The following is a 15,302-nucleotide window of genomic DNA, read 5'->3' as shown; positions in this document are numbered from 1 at the left end:
GCAAGACAATGCCCGCCCTGCCAGAGCAGCAGGGCGGGCATCTTGCGGCTAGGATCTCTGTGCTACTTCAGGGCCCTGGTCGCATTGAGGACGCAGAGCACCATCACGCCCACGTCGCCGAAGACGGCAAGCCACATCGGGGCGAGACCGAAAAGAGCAAGGATGAGGATCGCGATCTTCACGGCAATCGCGAAGACGATGTTTTCGCGCGCAATCTTGATGGTCCGCCGTGCGATGCGGATGGCAAGGGCGACCTTCGACGGCTTGTCATCCATAAGGACGACATCTGCCGCCTCGATGGCAGCGTCAGAGCCGAGAGCGCCCATCGCGATGCCCACATCGGCACGGGCAAGCACCGGCGCGTCGTTGATGCCGTCACCGACGAAGGCAAGCGAGGTGCCTTCCGGCTTCGCAGAGAGGAGCTTCTCCACCTCGGCAACCTTGTCCTGCGGAAGAAGGCCGCTCCGGTACTCATCGAGCCCGAGCTCTGTAGCCACATCATGCGCCACTTCCTCGCGGTCGCCCGTGAGCATGACGGTCTTGTGGACGCCTTCTGCCTTCATGTCGCGGATGGCTTCTGCTGCATCTGGCTTGACCTCGTCGGAGATCACGATATGTCCCGCATACCTATGGTCGATTGCAACATGGATGCACGTTCCCATGTCATGCTCGCACACATGCCACTTCGCACCTTCGGCGTCCATGAGACGGGTATTGCCGACCGCAACCCTCTTGCCTGCGACCGTGGCCACGATGCCCTGGCCGGCAATCTCGGTCGTGTCCTTGATCTCGCAGCCGTCGCCGACGCACGGGAAGGCAGAGCGCAGGGCTGCCGCGATGGGGTGCGTCGAGAACTGCTCGACATGCGCTGCCAGATGCAGGAGCTCCTTCTCATCCACTTTGTCAGGGTGCACGGCGCTCACGACGAATGTGCCCTTCGTGAGCGTGCCCGTCTTGTCGAACACGATCGTGTCAGCCGTCGCAAGCGCATCCATGAAGGTGGAGCCCTTGATCAGGATGCCCTGCTTCGAAGCGCCGCCGATGCCGCCGAAGAAGGTAAGCGGCACGGAGAGCACGAGCGCGCAGGGGCAGGAGACGACGAGGAACGTCAAGGCACGCAGGAGCCACGTCGCGAAGTTCGCGCCGAAGTCGCCCGAGAAGAGGGGCGGCAGGAACGCGACAGCGATGGCAGCATAGACGACAATCGGCGTATAGACTTTCGCGAAGCGGGTGATGAAGTTCTCGGAGCGCGACTTGCTCTGTCCTGCATGCTCGACGAGGTCCAAGATCTTTGCCGCCGTCGACTCGCCGAAGGCCTTCGTGACCTTGACGCGCAGGACTCCCGACACATTGACGCAGCCCGAGATGATAGCGTCGCCGGGGATGACATCACGCGGAGCGGATTCGCCCGTGATGGCAACCGTGTTCAGACTCGAGGAGCCCTCGAGGATGACGCCGTCCATCGGCACCTTCTCGCCCGGACGGATCACGATGGTCTCGCCGACCTCGACATCATCAGGGTCGACGACCTTGACCTCGCCATCCCTCTCGACATTGGCCGTGTCGGGGCGGATATCCATGAGCTGGGAGATCGAGCGACGCGAGTTGCCTTCCGCAATCCCCTCGAAGAGCTCTCCTACCTGGAAGAAGAGCATCACGAAGACGGCTTCGGCGAACATGGGCTCGCCACCCGGAATGAAGCCGATCAGAAGCGCTCCGACCGTAGCGACTGTCATAAGGAAGTCCTCGTCGAAGGGATGGCCCTCTGCGATGTTCTCCCCTGCCTCCTTGAGGACAGACCCTCCAGCGACAAGGTAGGACGGCAGGAAGAAGATGAACTGGACCAGAAGCGGGAACTCCCAGACCCTGGTCACGATGGCCGCAGCGACAAGAAGGATGGCCGAAATCAGGATCTTCTTCTTGAGGACAGCTGGGTCCTCATCATCGTCGTCCTCGTCCTCCTCTTCTGCCTCGCAGCACGAGCAGGGCTTCTTCTCGTCTTCGTCGTGGTCGTGAGCGTCATGTCCGCAGCAGCTGCATCCCATGGCCCTCTCCTTTCTGGAAAGCATGGCTTTCCCGGCCCAGTGCCCTTTGGCACCATCTCTTTCCTGTGCATATGAATGTCTGCTCATATGTTCAAGAAGAAGTATAGAAAATGCCGATTCAGCGGTCAATGAAAGCCGAGCCACATTTTCTGCTCTGGCGACACATCAGCTCCGAATGGTCGGAAACGAGCAAGGAGCTCATGCAGACCATGCATGGATTCCTGCAGAAACAGCAGGACCACAGCTCGTCCATACGGGTCAGGAACACGAGAAAGACAAGGCTTCTCTTCTGGACAGTTTCTCCATAGCATGCAAGGCACTGGCAAGAAGGGGCACCCGCGGCAGATGGCTTCGTGATCTTATCCATGCTCCGGCAAAGCCCTAGCCTGCTCGGAAGCGGTAACACGCCAGCCCAAATCCCTTGGCCGAAAAGACCTGCCCGAACTTCTGCATGAGACAGTGCCAGGGTATGAGGAGGGCACAGCATCGCTGAGGCTTCTGGTCGAGCAGCATCTTGGCTGGCTCGTACCAGATGAAAGAGAGGAGGGATAATGTCAGGAGGCGTGAAGGAATCGGACTGGAAGCTCTTCCGGAAGCTGCTTTCCCAATGGCAGGCGCAGGCAATGGGGCGGCTCTGCCATGAGTACCAGGAAATCCTGTCTGATGATTCCAAGCCAGCATCCGAGCGCTTCTGGAAGCTCGACGGGCGCATCAGGAAGGACCGGAGGATGGCATGCGTGGAATGCACCCTCTCGCGCTCGACCATGGACAATGTGCTCCACGAGCTTCTTGCCGAAGGAACGATCACGCTCGAAGACCTTGACGGCATGAGCGAAGAGCTCCAAGAGCGCATGAAGCGGTAGGCAGAGACAATCCTCGAGTAAGGCAGAGCGGGCAGGAGACAAGCCCTTCTGTCTCCTGCCCGCATTCCCATCAAACGATCCGCGTCGTATCTATCTGAATGTCTGAGTCCTTTTCCGGATTGCGGTGGAACAGCTCAATCGGCGACCAGCCATTGTTCGGCCAGATCGGCACCGCATTCATCATCTTCATGATCCTGTTCAGGAGCTGCGTAAGCACCGCCTCGGTCGGGACGAATCCGTATTCATCAAGGATATTCAGGTAGTGCTGGATGGAATTCGTGCCAGGCATGCCGAAGCGCATATCGTAGAGGAACTCCTCTATCACATCGTCCGCGAAGAAATAGTCATCTGCATCGTCTGGCACATGGGCGTCGAGATAGCTCCTGAGCTCCTGGACCTCAGGAATCCTGAGCATCCATTCCTCGACATCTGCATCATTCTCGACACCTTCTGGAAGCGGCCGGGGCTCTTTGCCCTGCTGGCCGTCCAGGATGTCCTCTATCAGAGGATTCATCTCCTGGTCGAGCAGAAGGCCTTCCGTCCATTCGCTGTCCCCATCAGGCGGATAGCAGCTGTCGCAGAGGGAGCCATCCACCAGATAGAGCTCATCTGGATCTCCTTCGAACGACATGATTGCAAATCCTGCGTAGCCTGCCTGCATATAGCGGGCAATGATATCGATCACCTTGTTGCTGGAAAGGCCCTCGCCGAACTCGTCATTCGCATCGAGAGCCAGCATGATGCCTCTGAGATAGACCGCAGCACCGATATGGTCGAAGATCCGCTGTCCCTGCTGCACCCGCGCTTCGATTCCATCCCAGTCAAGCGATGACGCCTGAGACATGAACAGGTCGGAGAGGGCAAAGCTCGCCTTCGTGCCCGAGACGAAGAGCATGCCAAGACCGACAAGCTCCGGCATGCGGCACGCAGCATGAAGCTCTCTGGGATCCTCGAGATCGAATTCCTTCACGCCGCCCGCAGCCACTGCATCGCGCACTGCCCTGAACTCCTCCGGAAAGCAGATGGAGAGCACCTCATCAAAGCGCGGGTTCTGCTCGAGCGCTTCTGCCACGAGCTGCACCAGCTCGTCCTTCCTGAGCTTCGAGAGGCGTGTGAGGTCCAGTGCGCGTCCAAGCTCCTGGAGGCGGGCCTTGCTGAGGCAGGAAAGCTGCTCTGCAAGGGCATGCACCGGCTGGCCCTTCTTCGATAGCTTTCCGAGGAGCTTCATGCGCAGCTTGTCAGCAGAGGAGGCATCCGCCCTGTCGAAGGCAGCATCGCTTGCGGCTTTCGCAGCACGCTCGCGCTCGTCAGGAGAGAGTCCGGCAAGCGCACCTCTGTGGCAGCCTTCCGGCATCTCATCTTTCTCTTCAAGCTCTTTCTGATGCCTCTCATGCTCCTCGAGATGGCGGTGGGCATCTTCCATCCAGCTCTCCGCGTTCTTTGCAAGCTCGCGCCCATCCCGGACGATAAGCCCCTCCTTCTTGCAGCGTGCTGCCTCATCAGCAAACATGGCCTTCATGCGTTCCGAAAAGCCCATGTCGTAGGTCTGGAGATAGGCGTCGTAGACAATGAAACGGCCGAAAGGCAGAAGCACCGTATCGACCGCAGCCGGGAACTTGCCCACCACGCTTGCAATCGAATGGGTGATGCCTGCGACGGCGAAAGCGCGATCGAAGCCAAGGAAGAGCGGTTCTGGCCCAAGCTGTACGACCGTGAACTTGCCTGTCAGCGGATGCTGCCAGCTCTGGATAAGGTCTGCGACCTTGCGCGGCGTCTGGGGCGGAAGATGCTCCGCGATGTCCTTGAGCACCTCAGGCGAATGGAAGATAGCATCGAGGAGCTCTGCCTCATCATCCGGTGCAGGAGGCTCGTACTTGATGCTGTATGGCACGATATGGAGCCGCTTGTTCCCCTCGAACTCGATGAGGGCCATGGCAGCATGGAAGAGCTTGAGTTCGCTTCGGTCGAGAATCATTGGCGTACCTTTCTCGTACGGATCAGCGTTCTATGCAAAGAAGAAGGACGAGACATGGACGGTCGTGCATCCGGTCTTTCTGGCAACCTCGTCGAGCGTCTTCACGGTGTCCTCGACAAGAGCGACGCGCCGCTCGGACGCGCAGAACTCTTTTGCCAAGGCTCTGAGCTCCGCCACCTTGTCGCTCTTGCTCCGGACGAGCTTCACGTGGTCGGCAGGAAGACCGTAGTTCGCAACGACGAAATCGCGCTTCCCTTCCTCCTCATAGTCTTCTGCGACCGAGCAGGCAAAGACGCGTGTGCACCCCTTCTTCTCGATGAAGCGCTGGATCTGAGGGACAGGGCGGATATGGGCATAGGGGTGCTCTTCAAGCACATAGGTCTTCCAGTCTCCGTCGAGGCAGGCCGCATGAGAAAGCTCGCCGAACTCATAGGGTGCAAGCACCCCATCGATATCGAACACGACGACGGTCTCAGGCTCTGCGAGATAGGAAAGGATATCCGACATGCTGCGCTCCTTGGCTGCTCATTGACCCTTCAAGCATACCTGATGCCTCCGCTGCCTTCGTTTACAGTGCGTATCCATTTTCAGCCCAAGAGATAGGAGCATCTAGACTGGAAGAGATGCAATCTTGAGTTATGGCTTGAACATCCCCTCGAAGGAGAGAACATGGCAAAGATCGAGATGAAGACGCCGCTTGTCGAGATGGACGGCGACGAGATGACCCGCATCATCTGGCAGCTCATCAAGGACGAGCTCCTGGATCCGTTCGTGGACCTGAAGACTGAGTACTACGACCTGGGCCTGAAGCACAGGGATGAGACCGAAGACCAGGTCACGATCGATGCAGCAGAAGCAACGAAGCGCCTGGGCGTCGCCGTCAAGTGCGCGACAATCACGCCGAACGCAGCCCGCGTGAAGGAGTACGACCTCCACAAGATGTGGAAAAGCCCGAACGGCACGATCCGCGCCATGCTCGACGGCACGGTCTTCCGTGCCCCCATCATCGTGAAGGGCATCGAGCCTGTCGTTTCCAACTGGAAGAAGCCGATCACGATTGCCCGTCACGCCTACGGCGATGTCTACCGCGACGCCGAAATGCGCATCCCGGGACCGGGCAAGGTCGAGCTTGTCTATACGGCAGCAGATGGCACCGAAACCCGCACGCTCGTCCATGAGTTCACGGAGCCAGGCGTCGTCGAAGGCATGCACAACCTCGACTCGTCGATCACGAGCTTCGCACGCTCCTGCTTCTCCTATGCCCTGTCAGTACACCAGGACCTCTGGTTTGCGACGAAGGACACGATCTCGAAGACCTATGACCACCGCTTCAAGGACATCTTCGCCGATGTCTATGAGAAGGAGTACAAGGAGCGCTTCGAGGAGGCAGGCCTCACCTACTTCTACACCTTGATCGACGACGTCGTGGCACGCATCATGAAGAGCGAGGGCGGCTTTGTCTGGGCCTGCAAGAACTACGACGGCGACGTGATGAGCGACATGCTCTCGAGCGCCTTTGGCAGCCTGGCGCTCATGACATCAGTGCTCGTGAGCCCGCATGGCTACTTCGAGTACGAGGCAGCGCACGGCACGGTGCAGCGCCACTACTACAAGTATCTCAAGGGCGAGACGACCTCGACGAACTCTGTCGCCACGATCTTTGCCTGGACGGGCGCTCTGAGGAAGCGTGCCGAGCTCGATGGCACCCCTGCCCTTGCAGACTTTGCAGACAAGCTCGAGAAGGCAACGCTCGCCACGATCGAGTCCGGCAGGATGACAGGAGATCTCGCCCGCATCACGAAGCTCCCGAACCCTCAGACGCTCGATACGGCAGGCTTCATCGTCGCTGTCCGCCAGGAGCTCGAGAAGCTGCTCGAAGCCTGATGGCTTGCCCCTGAGCTCAAGCATTCACAGGTCCGCTGCGCAGCCGCTGCAGCGGACCTGTTTCCTTCCTGCATGCATCGGGCGCACACTGGGAAGGCTGGCAGAGCCCGCATGGCATCTGCGCCTTACGCCCTCTTCCTGAGCACGAGGTAGCGGTTCTGGTCATGGGTCTTCCCGTCGGCCAGATATGAGGCCACAACAGAGGCCTGACCTCCAAGCGCATGGACGAGCTCCTGCGCTTCATGTTCCGCAAAGCTATGGCAGTAGCGCCAGACACCCGGCTTTCCCTGCCAGCCCAGAAGATAGTCCCCCGGCTCCAGCGCATCCCGGGCAATTCCAAGCTCCTGGCAGGCTCTCCGTGTCGCTGCCTCCGCCTTCTGTGCCCCAGCAGGGCTGTCCGCAAAGCGCCAGAGGGCAAGCGTGACGATGCCGCCTGCTGCCGTGGCATCCACCAGCTCCTGCACAAAACGCAGGCGCAGCCTCTCATCCGGCACATGGTGCAGGAAGCCGAAGCAGCAGAGAAGGTCTGCCGGCTCGATGCCAGAAGGAAGGGCTTTTGCTCCCTCGAGGAGCGGCGCGATGAGATCTCGCTCGAAGCAGGCAGCTTCGATCGAAGCAGGCCAGCCTGGCACCTCGTCCATCAGCGGCGCACAGGAGTCGATGGCCTGATAGCGGATGCGGACCTGAGGAAGCGCCTCTGCCAGCGCACGGCCGAAGCGTCCATTGCCTGAAGCCACATCGGTCACGGAAAGCGACGGCTTGCCTTCGGCAGCCAGCAGGCTGAAGATCTTTCTCCAGCCTTCCCAGGCAGCCCTTCTTGTCTGGGAGAAAGACTGCGCTTCCTGTGCATAGAACGCCTCGGTCAGCTCCACCAGGCGTCTGGCGGTTGCCAGATCGGCTTGGCTTTGGGCGGGAGAGCCTTCGCTCATACGTCCCGGCCGCTTCTGTCCGATGCGTTCAGCAGCGCCTCTTCCCGCTCTGCCAGAAAGCCGTCGACACAGTCTTCGAAATCGAGGTCCATGCGCTCTGCCAGCACGGCAAGCCACCAGACACACTCGCCTATCTTGGCAGGGAGCCTGTCTGCCTCGGCGCTGGGCCAGCGCCCTTCATGGTCCATCGCAAGGCGTCCGACGATGCCGGCATCGGTCAGGAAGGCAAGCGTATCCTCCTCGATGCTCCACACCGAGCCGTGGAGCTCCCTCTCGAGCTCGTGATAGCGCCTTCTCAGAGCGCAGGAGCGCTCCTCGACCTCTTCAAGATCCATATGCCTGGCCCCTTTCTGGTTTCTGGCCTGCTCCATTATGCCAGCCCGCCCCGAGGCGGACTTCCAAGAACTGCAAAGAACGTGCTGTCTCATGGCCTGGCACTGTAGGCGGCATCTTCTGCGCTCCTGCCGCACGCTTCCTGCTGCACACCTGGAATGCCGCTACACTGGGCATAAGCGCCCGCACGGGCCCGCCCAGCACGAAAAGGATTGCCCATGGAATTCACTGACACGATCAAGAACCGCTATTCCTGCAAGAAGTACAGCAGCCGCACCGTTGAGGAGGACAAGCTCACGCAGATCCTCGAAGCAGGACGCGTGGCGCCGACCGCAAAGAACCTGCAGGAGCAGCACATCTACGTGCTGCAATCCAAAGAGGCCCTCGAGAAGCTCGATAGCCTCACCCCCTGCCGCTATGGAGCGCCGACCGTCCTTCTCGTCGCGTTCGACAGCAGCAATGTCTATACCTACCCCGGAAGCGAGCGCACCTCAGGCGTAGAGGATGCGAGCATCGTGGCGACACACATGATTCTTGCGGCTGCAGCCGAGGGCGTCGACTCCTGCTGGGTGAACCGCCTCAATCCCGAAGAGGCCGCGCGTATCTTCGGACTGCCGGAGAACGAGAAGGTCCTCTGCGCAATCGATCTGGGCTATGCCGCCGAGGGCACGCGCCCGCTTCCCAACCACAGCGCGCGCAAGGAGCTCTCCGAGACCGTCACGCGGCTCTAGGGAAATCCGGTGCTGACGCCGGCATCGAGCATGTGAAAGGAGCAGCCGATGTGGACATGCCCGAAATGCGGACGGACATTCGCCCGCACGAACCAGTCCCACTGGTGCGGCGAAAAGCCCCTGAGCGTCGATGAATACCTTGCCCGGCAGCCAGAGGACATACGTCCGGAGCTCGAGCAGATGCGCGGCATTCTGAGAAGGGCGCTGCCCGACGCCGAGGAGAGGATCTCCTGGAGCATGCCCACCTTATGGCAGGAACACAATCTCATCCACTTCGCCGCCGCCAAGCACCATATCGGGCTCTATCCGGGGGATGCTGCCGTCCGTCACTTCAAGGACGAGCTGGACGGCAGATATGCCTCGAGCAAAGGCAGCATCCGGATTCCCTACGGCGCAATCGATGCCGACCTTGTCACACGCATTGCCCTCTGGTGCCTCGAAGAAGAGCGGCAGGCCGGGCCCGAAGAAAAGGCTTAGAGGAGATCGGCACCGCCTTGAGGCCCGCTGCCCAGCTCCGGCCGCCCTGCCCATAGCATGCGTTCGGTCCATGCTTGCGCAGATAGTGCTTGTCGAGCAGATACTGGGGCGCAGAGAGAAGCTCCGTGTCGCGTGCCACGCCGGCAGCCTCTTCGATTGCCACAGCATGGCAGCCTGCCTGGGCAGCATCGGCGCCCCATGTGAGAGGCCCATGGCTACGCACAAGCGCAGCAGGTACGGCCCTCGACCGAGTCCGGAAAGATCAGGCCCTGCTTCTCGCAGACCGGCTGCATGGCATCAGGGTCGAGTTCCACCCCATAAATTGGCTCATGGTTCGAGCTGACCCAATAGAGATACAGCTTCCCGTCATCATCCTGGAAAAGGTCGGGATCCCAGAACTTGAAGCTTCCGGCAATGCGCTCGAAGGGCTTCGTCAGCGGATCTTCCGTGCGGCAGAAATCGCCGTCCTTCCGAACGGACGAGGCACACAGATAGAAGAAGCCATCGATAGAGCGGATATCGGGCGCACAGCCAACGCTGGCCGTTTCTGCTTGGCCTGGTTCCGGCCATGAGACGACTGACGTCTGTCTACTTTTCGCATGCGCCGAGAGAGCAGCTCTTTCTGGCGCCACACAGCCCGGTCGCCGTCAAGGCAGCGGACACCTCCCGCCATCAGAAATGGAGATTCCTGGCCCTCTGCAATTCCTATCACGCTGCTCGGAATTTGTTCTTGCAATCCATGGGCAGAAGCGCTTTACTGTGTAACACTAAGCAGTTCAGTAGGAATTGAGAGATCCGGAGAGGAGACACACCATGCTTAACGCACGTAGCATCATGAAGAGCTCGATGTGCATGTGCTGTGACAGGTGCCTGTCCGGGACCTCTGTGCGATGTCGGCGCTAGCTGCTGGCATACACAGATTGGCTCTTTCGGGCAGGCCCTTATGGACCTGCCCATTTTTTTATTGACGCAGAAAGGAACCTGATATGGAATTCGATGCATCGGCCTTTGCCGCCCTCATTGTCGCCGCAGCCTTCTTCGCGCTGCTTGCTGTCCTGAAACGGCGCTTCCAGTGGGGCTTCGGCGCACGCGTCCTTCTGGCAACCGGCCTGGGCGTCGTGCTCGGCCTTGTCTTCGGCGGATCCTACACCTACTACGCCCTCGTCGGCACCATCTATGCGAACGTTATCTCCGCAATGGTCGTGCCGCTGCTCTTCTTCTCGATCATCGCGTCGATCACGAACCTCTCCGACCTTGTGCACATCAAGGCCATCGGCTGGAAGTCCGTCCTGTTCCTGCTCCTCAACACGCTGACGGCAACGCTGCTCACGCTCCTCATCGCGCTGCCGCTCCACATCGGCCAGGGCTTCTCGCTTGACGCTGTGAGCTACGACGCAAAGACCGTGCCGTCCGTCACAGACACGATCGTCGGCCTCTTCCCGCAGAACCTCGCCACTTCCTGGACGAACAACGCCGTCGTCCCCATCATCGTCTTTGCTCTGATCGTCGCTGCCGCCTACAACCGCCTCGTTCAGAAGCAGAAGGAGGCGCCGTCCGAGAAGGCAGTGGACGTGAAGCCGTTCAAGGCCTTCGTCGATGCCACGAACTCCGTCCTCGGCAACGCCGTGAGCTGGATCGTCTCCTTCACGCCGTACGCTGTCGTCTCCCTCATCGGCCGTGCCGTGGGCCGTGCCGATGTCGCGACGCTCCTGCCCCTGGTCGGCGTCCTTGTCGTCGCCTATGTGATCCTCGCAATCCAGTTCTTCGGCGTCGAATCTGCCTTCGTCGCCTTCATCGGCAAGCTCAATCCCGCCCGCTTCTTTCGTGGCATCGCCCCTGCGGCCGTGACCGCCTTTACGACGCAGAGCTCTGTCGGCACGATTCCTGTCACCGTCTCCTCGCTTACCAAGAACCTCGGCGTGGATGAGGACGTGGCTTCCTTTACGGCCGGCCTTGGTGCCAACCTCGGCATGCCCGGCTGCGCTGGCATGTGGCCGACGCTCGTCGCCCTCTTTGCCCTGAACGCCACTGGCACCGCCTTCACGCCGGGCCAGTACGTCCTGCTTGTCCTGCTCACCCTCGTCGTTTCCATCGGCACGGTCGGCGTGCCGGGCACTGCCACGATCACGGCGACCGCCCTGCTTGCCGCCCTCGGCCTTCCCGTCGAGACGATTGCCCTCGTCGCCCCCATCTCCTCCATCGTCGATATGGGCCGTACCGCCACGAACGTCGTCGGCGCTGCCGAGGCATCGCTAATCGTTGCCCGCACCGAAAGCCTCGTCGACGAAGGGGTCTACAACGGCGGCGAAGCCTACAGCCTTCCTTCGAACAAGAAGGCAGAGGCTGCCGCATAAGGTCCAGCGACTCGGATCTTTGTCTCCTCTCCTGAGGCGCACAGAGGCATCTGCCCCTGTGCGCTTTTTCCGTTAGAATCTTCTCCATTCAGACGTCTGCTCAGGGAGGCCGCGATGGAAGTCACAGCAGGATGCATCGTCAGCATCATCGTCGGGGCCCTCATCCTGGGCATGGCTCTCTGGCAGATGAAGACAGGATCGGTACGTCTGCTCCACAGCTACCATACGGTGAACGTGCCTGAAGAAGCACGTCCGGCGCTTGCGCTCGAGAGCGGACGCTGGCTTGCCGCCACAGGCATCTTGGTCATGCTCCTGGGCCCTGCCCTCATGCTGCCGGCACCTCTCGCCGACATCTCCGGCTTCGTCCTTGTCGCAGCCATGCTTGTCGCAATCGTTCTTGCTTGCCGTGCCATCGTGAAGTACAACGGCTCGCTCTTCGGGCGATAGCTCATCCGCTTTCAGGATGGAAGCACACAGCCGCTCCCTTCTGCTCCCCTCTTCCCCTCTATAATGCAGAGCCATGGAAGAGCTGATACATGACATAATCGAGCACCTGCGTGCCATTCCCGGCGAGCGCCCCTTATCCCCGGCCGAGCTGGACCGCATCATGCGCCGCCACAGCAGGGAGCTTCCTGGGAGCCAGCGCTTCAGCAAGAGGAGCCTTCTTCCTGCCTGCATCAGGATCGAGGAAGAGAGGCCCGAGCTCTGGGCAAGCTGGCAGGTTGACACTGCCCTCAAGGCACGCCTCCATGCAAGCCTCCAGATGAAGCCAAGGCGCACCGCGTCGGGTGTCGCCACAATCACCGTGATCACCCGTCCCTGGCCCTGTTCCTCGAACTGCCTCTACTGTCCGGCAGACCTGAGGATGCCGAAAAGCTATCTCTGCCACGAGCCGGCCTGCCAGAGGGCAGAGCAGAACTTCTTCGACCCGTATCTTCAGGTGGCACTGCGCCTCAAGGCCCTGGAGCAGATGGGGCATGCGACCGACAAGGTCGAGCTCATCGTCCTCGGCGGCACCTGGAGCGACTATCCCAAGGCTTACCAGCTCTGGTTCGTGTGCGAGCTCTTCCGTGCTCTGAACGAATGGCCCGCACCCGAAGAGGCGCTCCGCCGCCGCTACCAGCGCTACCGTAACCTCGGCTATATGAACTCGGACGCCGCCCTCGAGCGCTTCGTCGCACCTGAGCAGGAGCGTGTCTGGCAGGGAGAGGAGACCTACAACACAGCCTGGCAGAAGCTCTATGGGACAAAGGAAGCCCAGCTCTCCTGGATGTCTGCCACTGAAGGCGAGCTGCATGCTGTCCAGAAGGCAAACGAGCACGCCGCGCACCGCATGGTCGGCCTTGTGATCGAGACAAGGCCCGATACCATCACGCCAGAGGCCCTGCACTCCTTCCGTGCGCTTGGCTGCACGAAGGTGCAGATTGGCATCCAGTCCACCCGCCAGGACATCCTCGATATCAATCGCCGTGCAACGACGACCGAAGAGATCGCCCGCGCGATGCTCCTGATCCGCCTCTTCGGCTTCAAGATCCATACGCACCTGATGGTGAACCTCGAAGGATCGACACCTCAAGAAGACATCGAGGACTTTAGGGCCTTTGTCGAAGATCCGCTCTTCCTGCCCGATGAGATCAAGCTCTACCCCTGCGCCCTTGTGGCAGGAACTGCCCTTGTGAAGGAATACGAAGAAGGCAGATGGCGTCCCTACACCGAAGAGGAGCTTCTGCATGTGCTGGTCGCAGACACGCTCGCGACCCCTCCCTATGTGCGCATCAGCCGCATGATTCGCGACATCTCAGCAGACGATATCATGGCCGGCAACAAGAAGACGAATCTGCGCCAGATGGTAGAGCAGAAAATCATCTCTGCAGGCGAGGCGGGACTTGTGCACGATATCCGCTTCCGCGAGATTGCTGGGCGCGAGGTAGACCTCTCGACGCTTTCCCTGGACGATGTTGCCTACGAGACGCTTGGCACCGAAGAGCACTTCCTCCAGTGGGTCACGCCCGATGGGCACATTGCGGGATTCCTGCGCCTGTCGCTTCCGAAATGGAAGAGACTCAAAGAAGGCATCCTCGGAACAGATGCAGCAGCTCTGCCAACTGGTCCAGGCGAAGCCATGATCCGCGAGGTGCATGTCTATGGACAGGCGGCGCATCTCGGCAGGACCGATGCCGCAGCCCAGCACCAAGGTCTGGGCCGTGCCCTTGTGAAACGCGCCGAAGAGATTGCACATGACGCCGGATATGAGTGGCTCAATGTCGTGAGCGCTGTTGGCACCCGTGAATACTACCGCATGCTCGGCTTCGACGATGCAGGGCTCTACCAGAGAATCTCTGTGGAATAGCATCCATCCAAAGCAAGGTCCCCACAGCATGCACGCTGCGGGGACCATTTCTGCTAGGGAAACGATGATTAATGCCCTTCCGGCGCCGCAGCAGCCCGGCTGCCAACGCTGACGCTGCCGGGCATGGGGGCAGGGCCCCCGTCCGGCCCGGGCAGAGGCCGCCTTTCCCCGGCCGCCCTGCCGGCGCCGTGCATGCAGCCAGACGGAGCGGAGCCTCTCAGGCAGCTTCGGGCCGGGAGGCGAGGGACCTGCCTGCGGAGATGCACATGGCCAGGTTCGCGAGGGCGAAGGATACGCAGAGCATGCAGGAGTTCTTCCCGGTCCCCCTGTAGCGCGTCTTCAGGTGCCCGAACCGGCGCTTCACGATGAGGAAGGGATGCTCCACCTTGGAGCGCACCGACGCCTTCCTCGACTCTATGCCCTTCTCTGCCGAAAGCGTGCAGTCCAGGCCCTTTATGGTGGAGGGCTTCCTGGCGACGGTCCAGCGCATCGAGGAGAGGTGGGGATCGGAGGCGACTTCGGGGCGCTTCGCCACGCCCGTGTAGCCGGAGTCCGCATAGCAGGACGCGTCGTCCTCCCTCACGAGGGCATGCGCCATGGACACGTCGGACACGTTTGCGGCGGTCGTCTCCACGGTATGCACGAGGCCGCTGCCGGCATCGACGCCGATATGCGCCTTGTATCCGAAATGCCAGTTCTTGCCCTTCTTGGACTGGTGCGCCTCGGGATCGCGTGCGTGGCCCCTGTTCTTCGTGGAGCTCGGCGCCTCGATGAAGGTGGCATCCACGATGGAGCCGCCCCGCATCATGATCCCCGCCTCCTCGAGCTGGGCATCGAGATCGCGGAGCATGACCCTGCCGAGCCCCTCCCTCTCGAGGGCATGGCGGAACTTCGCGAGGGTCGTCGCGTCCGGCACCTGCTCCCGCATGAGGTCGAGGCGCATGAAGCGCTGCATCGCCCGCGAATCCAGGACGGCATCCTCTGTCCCCTCGTCGGAAAGGCCGAACATCACCTGGAGCAGGTACATCCTGAGCATCGTCTCCGCGCCGCGCACATGCCTGCCGCGCGCCTGGGAATGGTAGCTGGGCTTCACCAGGGCTCACCACCTGTCCCATGGCACGATCGCGTCCATCCGCTCGAGGAACTCCTCCCGCCTGGTCTTCCTCCTCTGCCCCTGCGACTCCAGGTCCCCGAAGCTCATCTGGCTGCCCATGCCTGCCTCCCAGCCACGCTGCCATGCATGCTCCTATTATAGCATATGCGCAGGTAGAGGGCCTTATATGCAGGCTCGGGCCGGATCTGCCGCCCGCCGTGCAGCTCGGGAGGTGCGTCTCGGCCGGGCTGCATTAATCATCGTTTCC

At 60.9% G+C, this 15,302-nt stretch carries 14 protein-coding genes and 1 pseudogene; 7 read left to right on the top strand and 8 right to left on the bottom strand.

Features of this window, described 5'->3' with window-relative positions:
* Positions 1 to 62: 62 nt before the first annotated feature.
* On the bottom strand, positions 63 to 2,045 hold the full coding sequence (locus ABVS03_RS06400) for a heavy metal translocating P-type ATPase (RefSeq protein ID WP_368018468.1): 1,983 nt from the start codon (positions 2,043 to 2,045) through the stop codon (positions 63 to 65).
* Positions 2,046 to 2,596: 551 nt separating this feature from the next.
* Here ABVS03_RS06400 and ABVS03_RS06395 point away from each other — a divergent pair.
* Entirely contained in the window at positions 2,597 to 2,908 is a 312-nt protein-coding gene (locus ABVS03_RS06395; protein WP_368018467.1) for a hypothetical protein, read from the top strand.
* A 70-nt stretch (positions 2,909 to 2,978) separates the two neighbouring features.
* On the opposite strand, the gene ABVS03_RS06390 is transcribed toward ABVS03_RS06395, so the two are convergent.
* Both ABVS03_RS06390 and ABVS03_RS06385 read right to left on the bottom strand, forming a co-directional pair.
* Positions 2,979 to 4,883 (bottom strand): hypothetical protein, encoded by a 1,905-nt coding sequence (locus ABVS03_RS06390; protein ID WP_368018466.1) that lies wholly within the window; start codon positions 4,881 to 4,883, stop codon positions 2,979 to 2,981.
* 30 nt (positions 4,884 to 4,913) lie between these two features.
* Positions 4,914 to 5,390, bottom strand: coding sequence for a hypothetical protein (locus tag ABVS03_RS06385; protein ID WP_368018465.1), 477 nt, complete (start codon positions 5,388 to 5,390; stop codon positions 4,914 to 4,916).
* A 162-nt stretch (positions 5,391 to 5,552) separates the two neighbouring features.
* Between ABVS03_RS06385 and ABVS03_RS06380 the strand changes: the two genes are divergently transcribed.
* Positions 5,553 to 6,767 carry an NADP-dependent isocitrate dehydrogenase gene (locus ABVS03_RS06380; protein WP_368018464.1) on the top strand — a complete coding sequence of 405 codons (1,215 nt, stop codon included), beginning with the start codon at positions 5,553 to 5,555 and terminating at the stop codon, positions 6,765 to 6,767.
* A 125-nt stretch (positions 6,768 to 6,892) separates the two neighbouring features.
* Here ABVS03_RS06380 and ABVS03_RS06375 read toward each other — a convergent pair whose 3' ends face one another.
* Entirely contained in the window at positions 6,893 to 7,696 is an 804-nt protein-coding gene (locus ABVS03_RS06375; protein WP_368018463.1) for a class I SAM-dependent methyltransferase, read from the bottom strand.
* A complete protein-coding gene (locus tag ABVS03_RS06370) occupies positions 7,693 to 8,031 on the bottom strand; it encodes a hypothetical protein (RefSeq protein WP_368018462.1) in 339 nt (112 codons plus the stop codon). The genes ABVS03_RS06375 and ABVS03_RS06370 overlap by 4 nt, the downstream gene beginning before the upstream one ends.
* Positions 8,032 to 8,247: 216 nt before the next feature.
* On the opposite strand from ABVS03_RS06370, the gene ABVS03_RS06365 reads away from it, so the two are divergent.
* Together ABVS03_RS06365 and ABVS03_RS06360 are read left to right on the top strand one after the other, a co-directional pair.
* Positions 8,248 to 8,760 (top strand): nitroreductase family protein, encoded by a 513-nt coding sequence (locus ABVS03_RS06365; RefSeq protein ID WP_368018461.1) that lies wholly within the window; start codon positions 8,248 to 8,250, stop codon positions 8,758 to 8,760.
* A gap of 48 nt (positions 8,761 to 8,808) precedes the next feature.
* Complete coding sequence (locus tag ABVS03_RS06360) at positions 8,809 to 9,237, top strand: iron chaperone (RefSeq protein ID WP_368018460.1); 429 nt, start codon at positions 8,809 to 8,811, stop codon at positions 9,235 to 9,237.
* Here ABVS03_RS06360 and ABVS03_RS06355 read toward each other — a convergent pair.
* Positions 9,173 to 9,460 (bottom strand): hypothetical protein, encoded by a 288-nt coding sequence (locus ABVS03_RS06355; RefSeq protein ID WP_368018459.1) that lies wholly within the window; start codon positions 9,458 to 9,460, stop codon positions 9,173 to 9,175. The genes ABVS03_RS06360 and ABVS03_RS06355 overlap by 65 nt on opposite strands.
* The gene (locus ABVS03_RS06350) at positions 9,453 to 9,869 is read right to left on the bottom strand and encodes a family 43 glycosylhydrolase (RefSeq protein ID WP_368018458.1); all 417 of its coding nucleotides are present in this window, start codon (positions 9,867 to 9,869) and stop codon (positions 9,453 to 9,455) included. The genes ABVS03_RS06355 and ABVS03_RS06350 overlap by 8 nt, the downstream gene beginning before the upstream one ends.
* 354 nt (positions 9,870 to 10,223) lie before the next feature.
* On the opposite strand from ABVS03_RS06350, the gene ABVS03_RS06345 reads away from it, so the two are divergent.
* The 3 genes from ABVS03_RS06345 (at position 10,224) to ABVS03_RS06335 (ending at position 13,941) form a co-directional block, all read left to right on the top strand.
* Positions 10,224 to 11,591 carry a dicarboxylate/amino acid:cation symporter gene (locus ABVS03_RS06345; RefSeq protein WP_368018457.1) on the top strand — a complete coding sequence of 456 codons (1,368 nt, stop codon included), beginning with the start codon at positions 10,224 to 10,226 and terminating at the stop codon, positions 11,589 to 11,591.
* Positions 11,592 to 11,705: 114 nt separating this feature from the next.
* Positions 11,706 to 12,038, top strand: coding sequence for a hypothetical protein (locus ABVS03_RS06340; RefSeq protein ID WP_368018456.1), 333 nt, complete (start codon positions 11,706 to 11,708; stop codon positions 12,036 to 12,038).
* 73 nt (positions 12,039 to 12,111) lie between these two features.
* Entirely contained in the window at positions 12,112 to 13,941 is a 1,830-nt protein-coding gene (locus ABVS03_RS06335; RefSeq protein WP_368018455.1) for an elongator complex protein 3, read from the top strand.
* A 217-nt stretch (positions 13,942 to 14,158) separates the two neighbouring features.
* Here the strand turns inward: ABVS03_RS06335 and ABVS03_RS06330 are convergent.
* Positions 14,159 to 15,154, bottom strand: a pseudogene (locus ABVS03_RS06330) (IS5 family transposase).
* Between the last annotated feature and the right edge of the window lie 148 nt (positions 15,155 to 15,302).

The organism is Olsenella sp. AGMB03486, from assembly GCF_040884255.1.
Taxonomy (GTDB): Bacteria; Actinomycetota; Coriobacteriia; order Coriobacteriales; family Atopobiaceae; genus Olsenella_L; species Olsenella_L kribbiana.
Note: the sequence above shows the minus strand (reverse complement) of the source record. Positions and strands in the feature narration are given on the sequence as shown.

Coding starts and splice junctions, on each gene's coding strand:
- ABVS03_RS06365 (WP_368018461.1), top strand. CDS start 8,248: ATGGAATTCACTGACACGATCAAGAACCGCTATTCCTGCAAGAAGTAC.
- ABVS03_RS06340 (WP_368018456.1), top strand. CDS start 11,706: ATGGAAGTCACAGCAGGATGCATCGTCAGCATCATCGTCGGGGCCCTC.
- ABVS03_RS06345 (WP_368018457.1), top strand. CDS start 10,224: ATGGAATTCGATGCATCGGCCTTTGCCGCCCTCATTGTCGCCGCAGCC.
- ABVS03_RS06400 (WP_368018468.1), bottom strand. CDS start 2,045: ATGGGATGCAGCTGCTGCGGACATGACGCTCACGACCACGACGAAGAC.
- ABVS03_RS06335 (WP_368018455.1), top strand. CDS start 12,112: ATGGAAGAGCTGATACATGACATAATCGAGCACCTGCGTGCCATTCCC.
- ABVS03_RS06395 (WP_368018467.1), top strand. CDS start 2,597: ATGTCAGGAGGCGTGAAGGAATCGGACTGGAAGCTCTTCCGGAAGCTG.
- ABVS03_RS06375 (WP_368018463.1), bottom strand. CDS start 7,696: ATGAGCGAAGGCTCTCCCGCCCAAAGCCAAGCCGATCTGGCAACCGCC.
- ABVS03_RS06380 (WP_368018464.1), top strand. CDS start 5,553: ATGGCAAAGATCGAGATGAAGACGCCGCTTGTCGAGATGGACGGCGAC.
- ABVS03_RS06360 (WP_368018460.1), top strand. CDS start 8,809: ATGTGGACATGCCCGAAATGCGGACGGACATTCGCCCGCACGAACCAG.
- ABVS03_RS06385 (WP_368018465.1), bottom strand. CDS start 5,390: ATGTCGGATATCCTTTCCTATCTCGCAGAGCCTGAGACCGTCGTCGTG.
- ABVS03_RS06390 (WP_368018466.1), bottom strand. CDS start 4,883: ATGATTCTCGACCGAAGCGAACTCAAGCTCTTCCATGCTGCCATGGCC.
- ABVS03_RS06370 (WP_368018462.1), bottom strand. CDS start 8,031: ATGGATCTTGAAGAGGTCGAGGAGCGCTCCTGCGCTCTGAGAAGGCGC.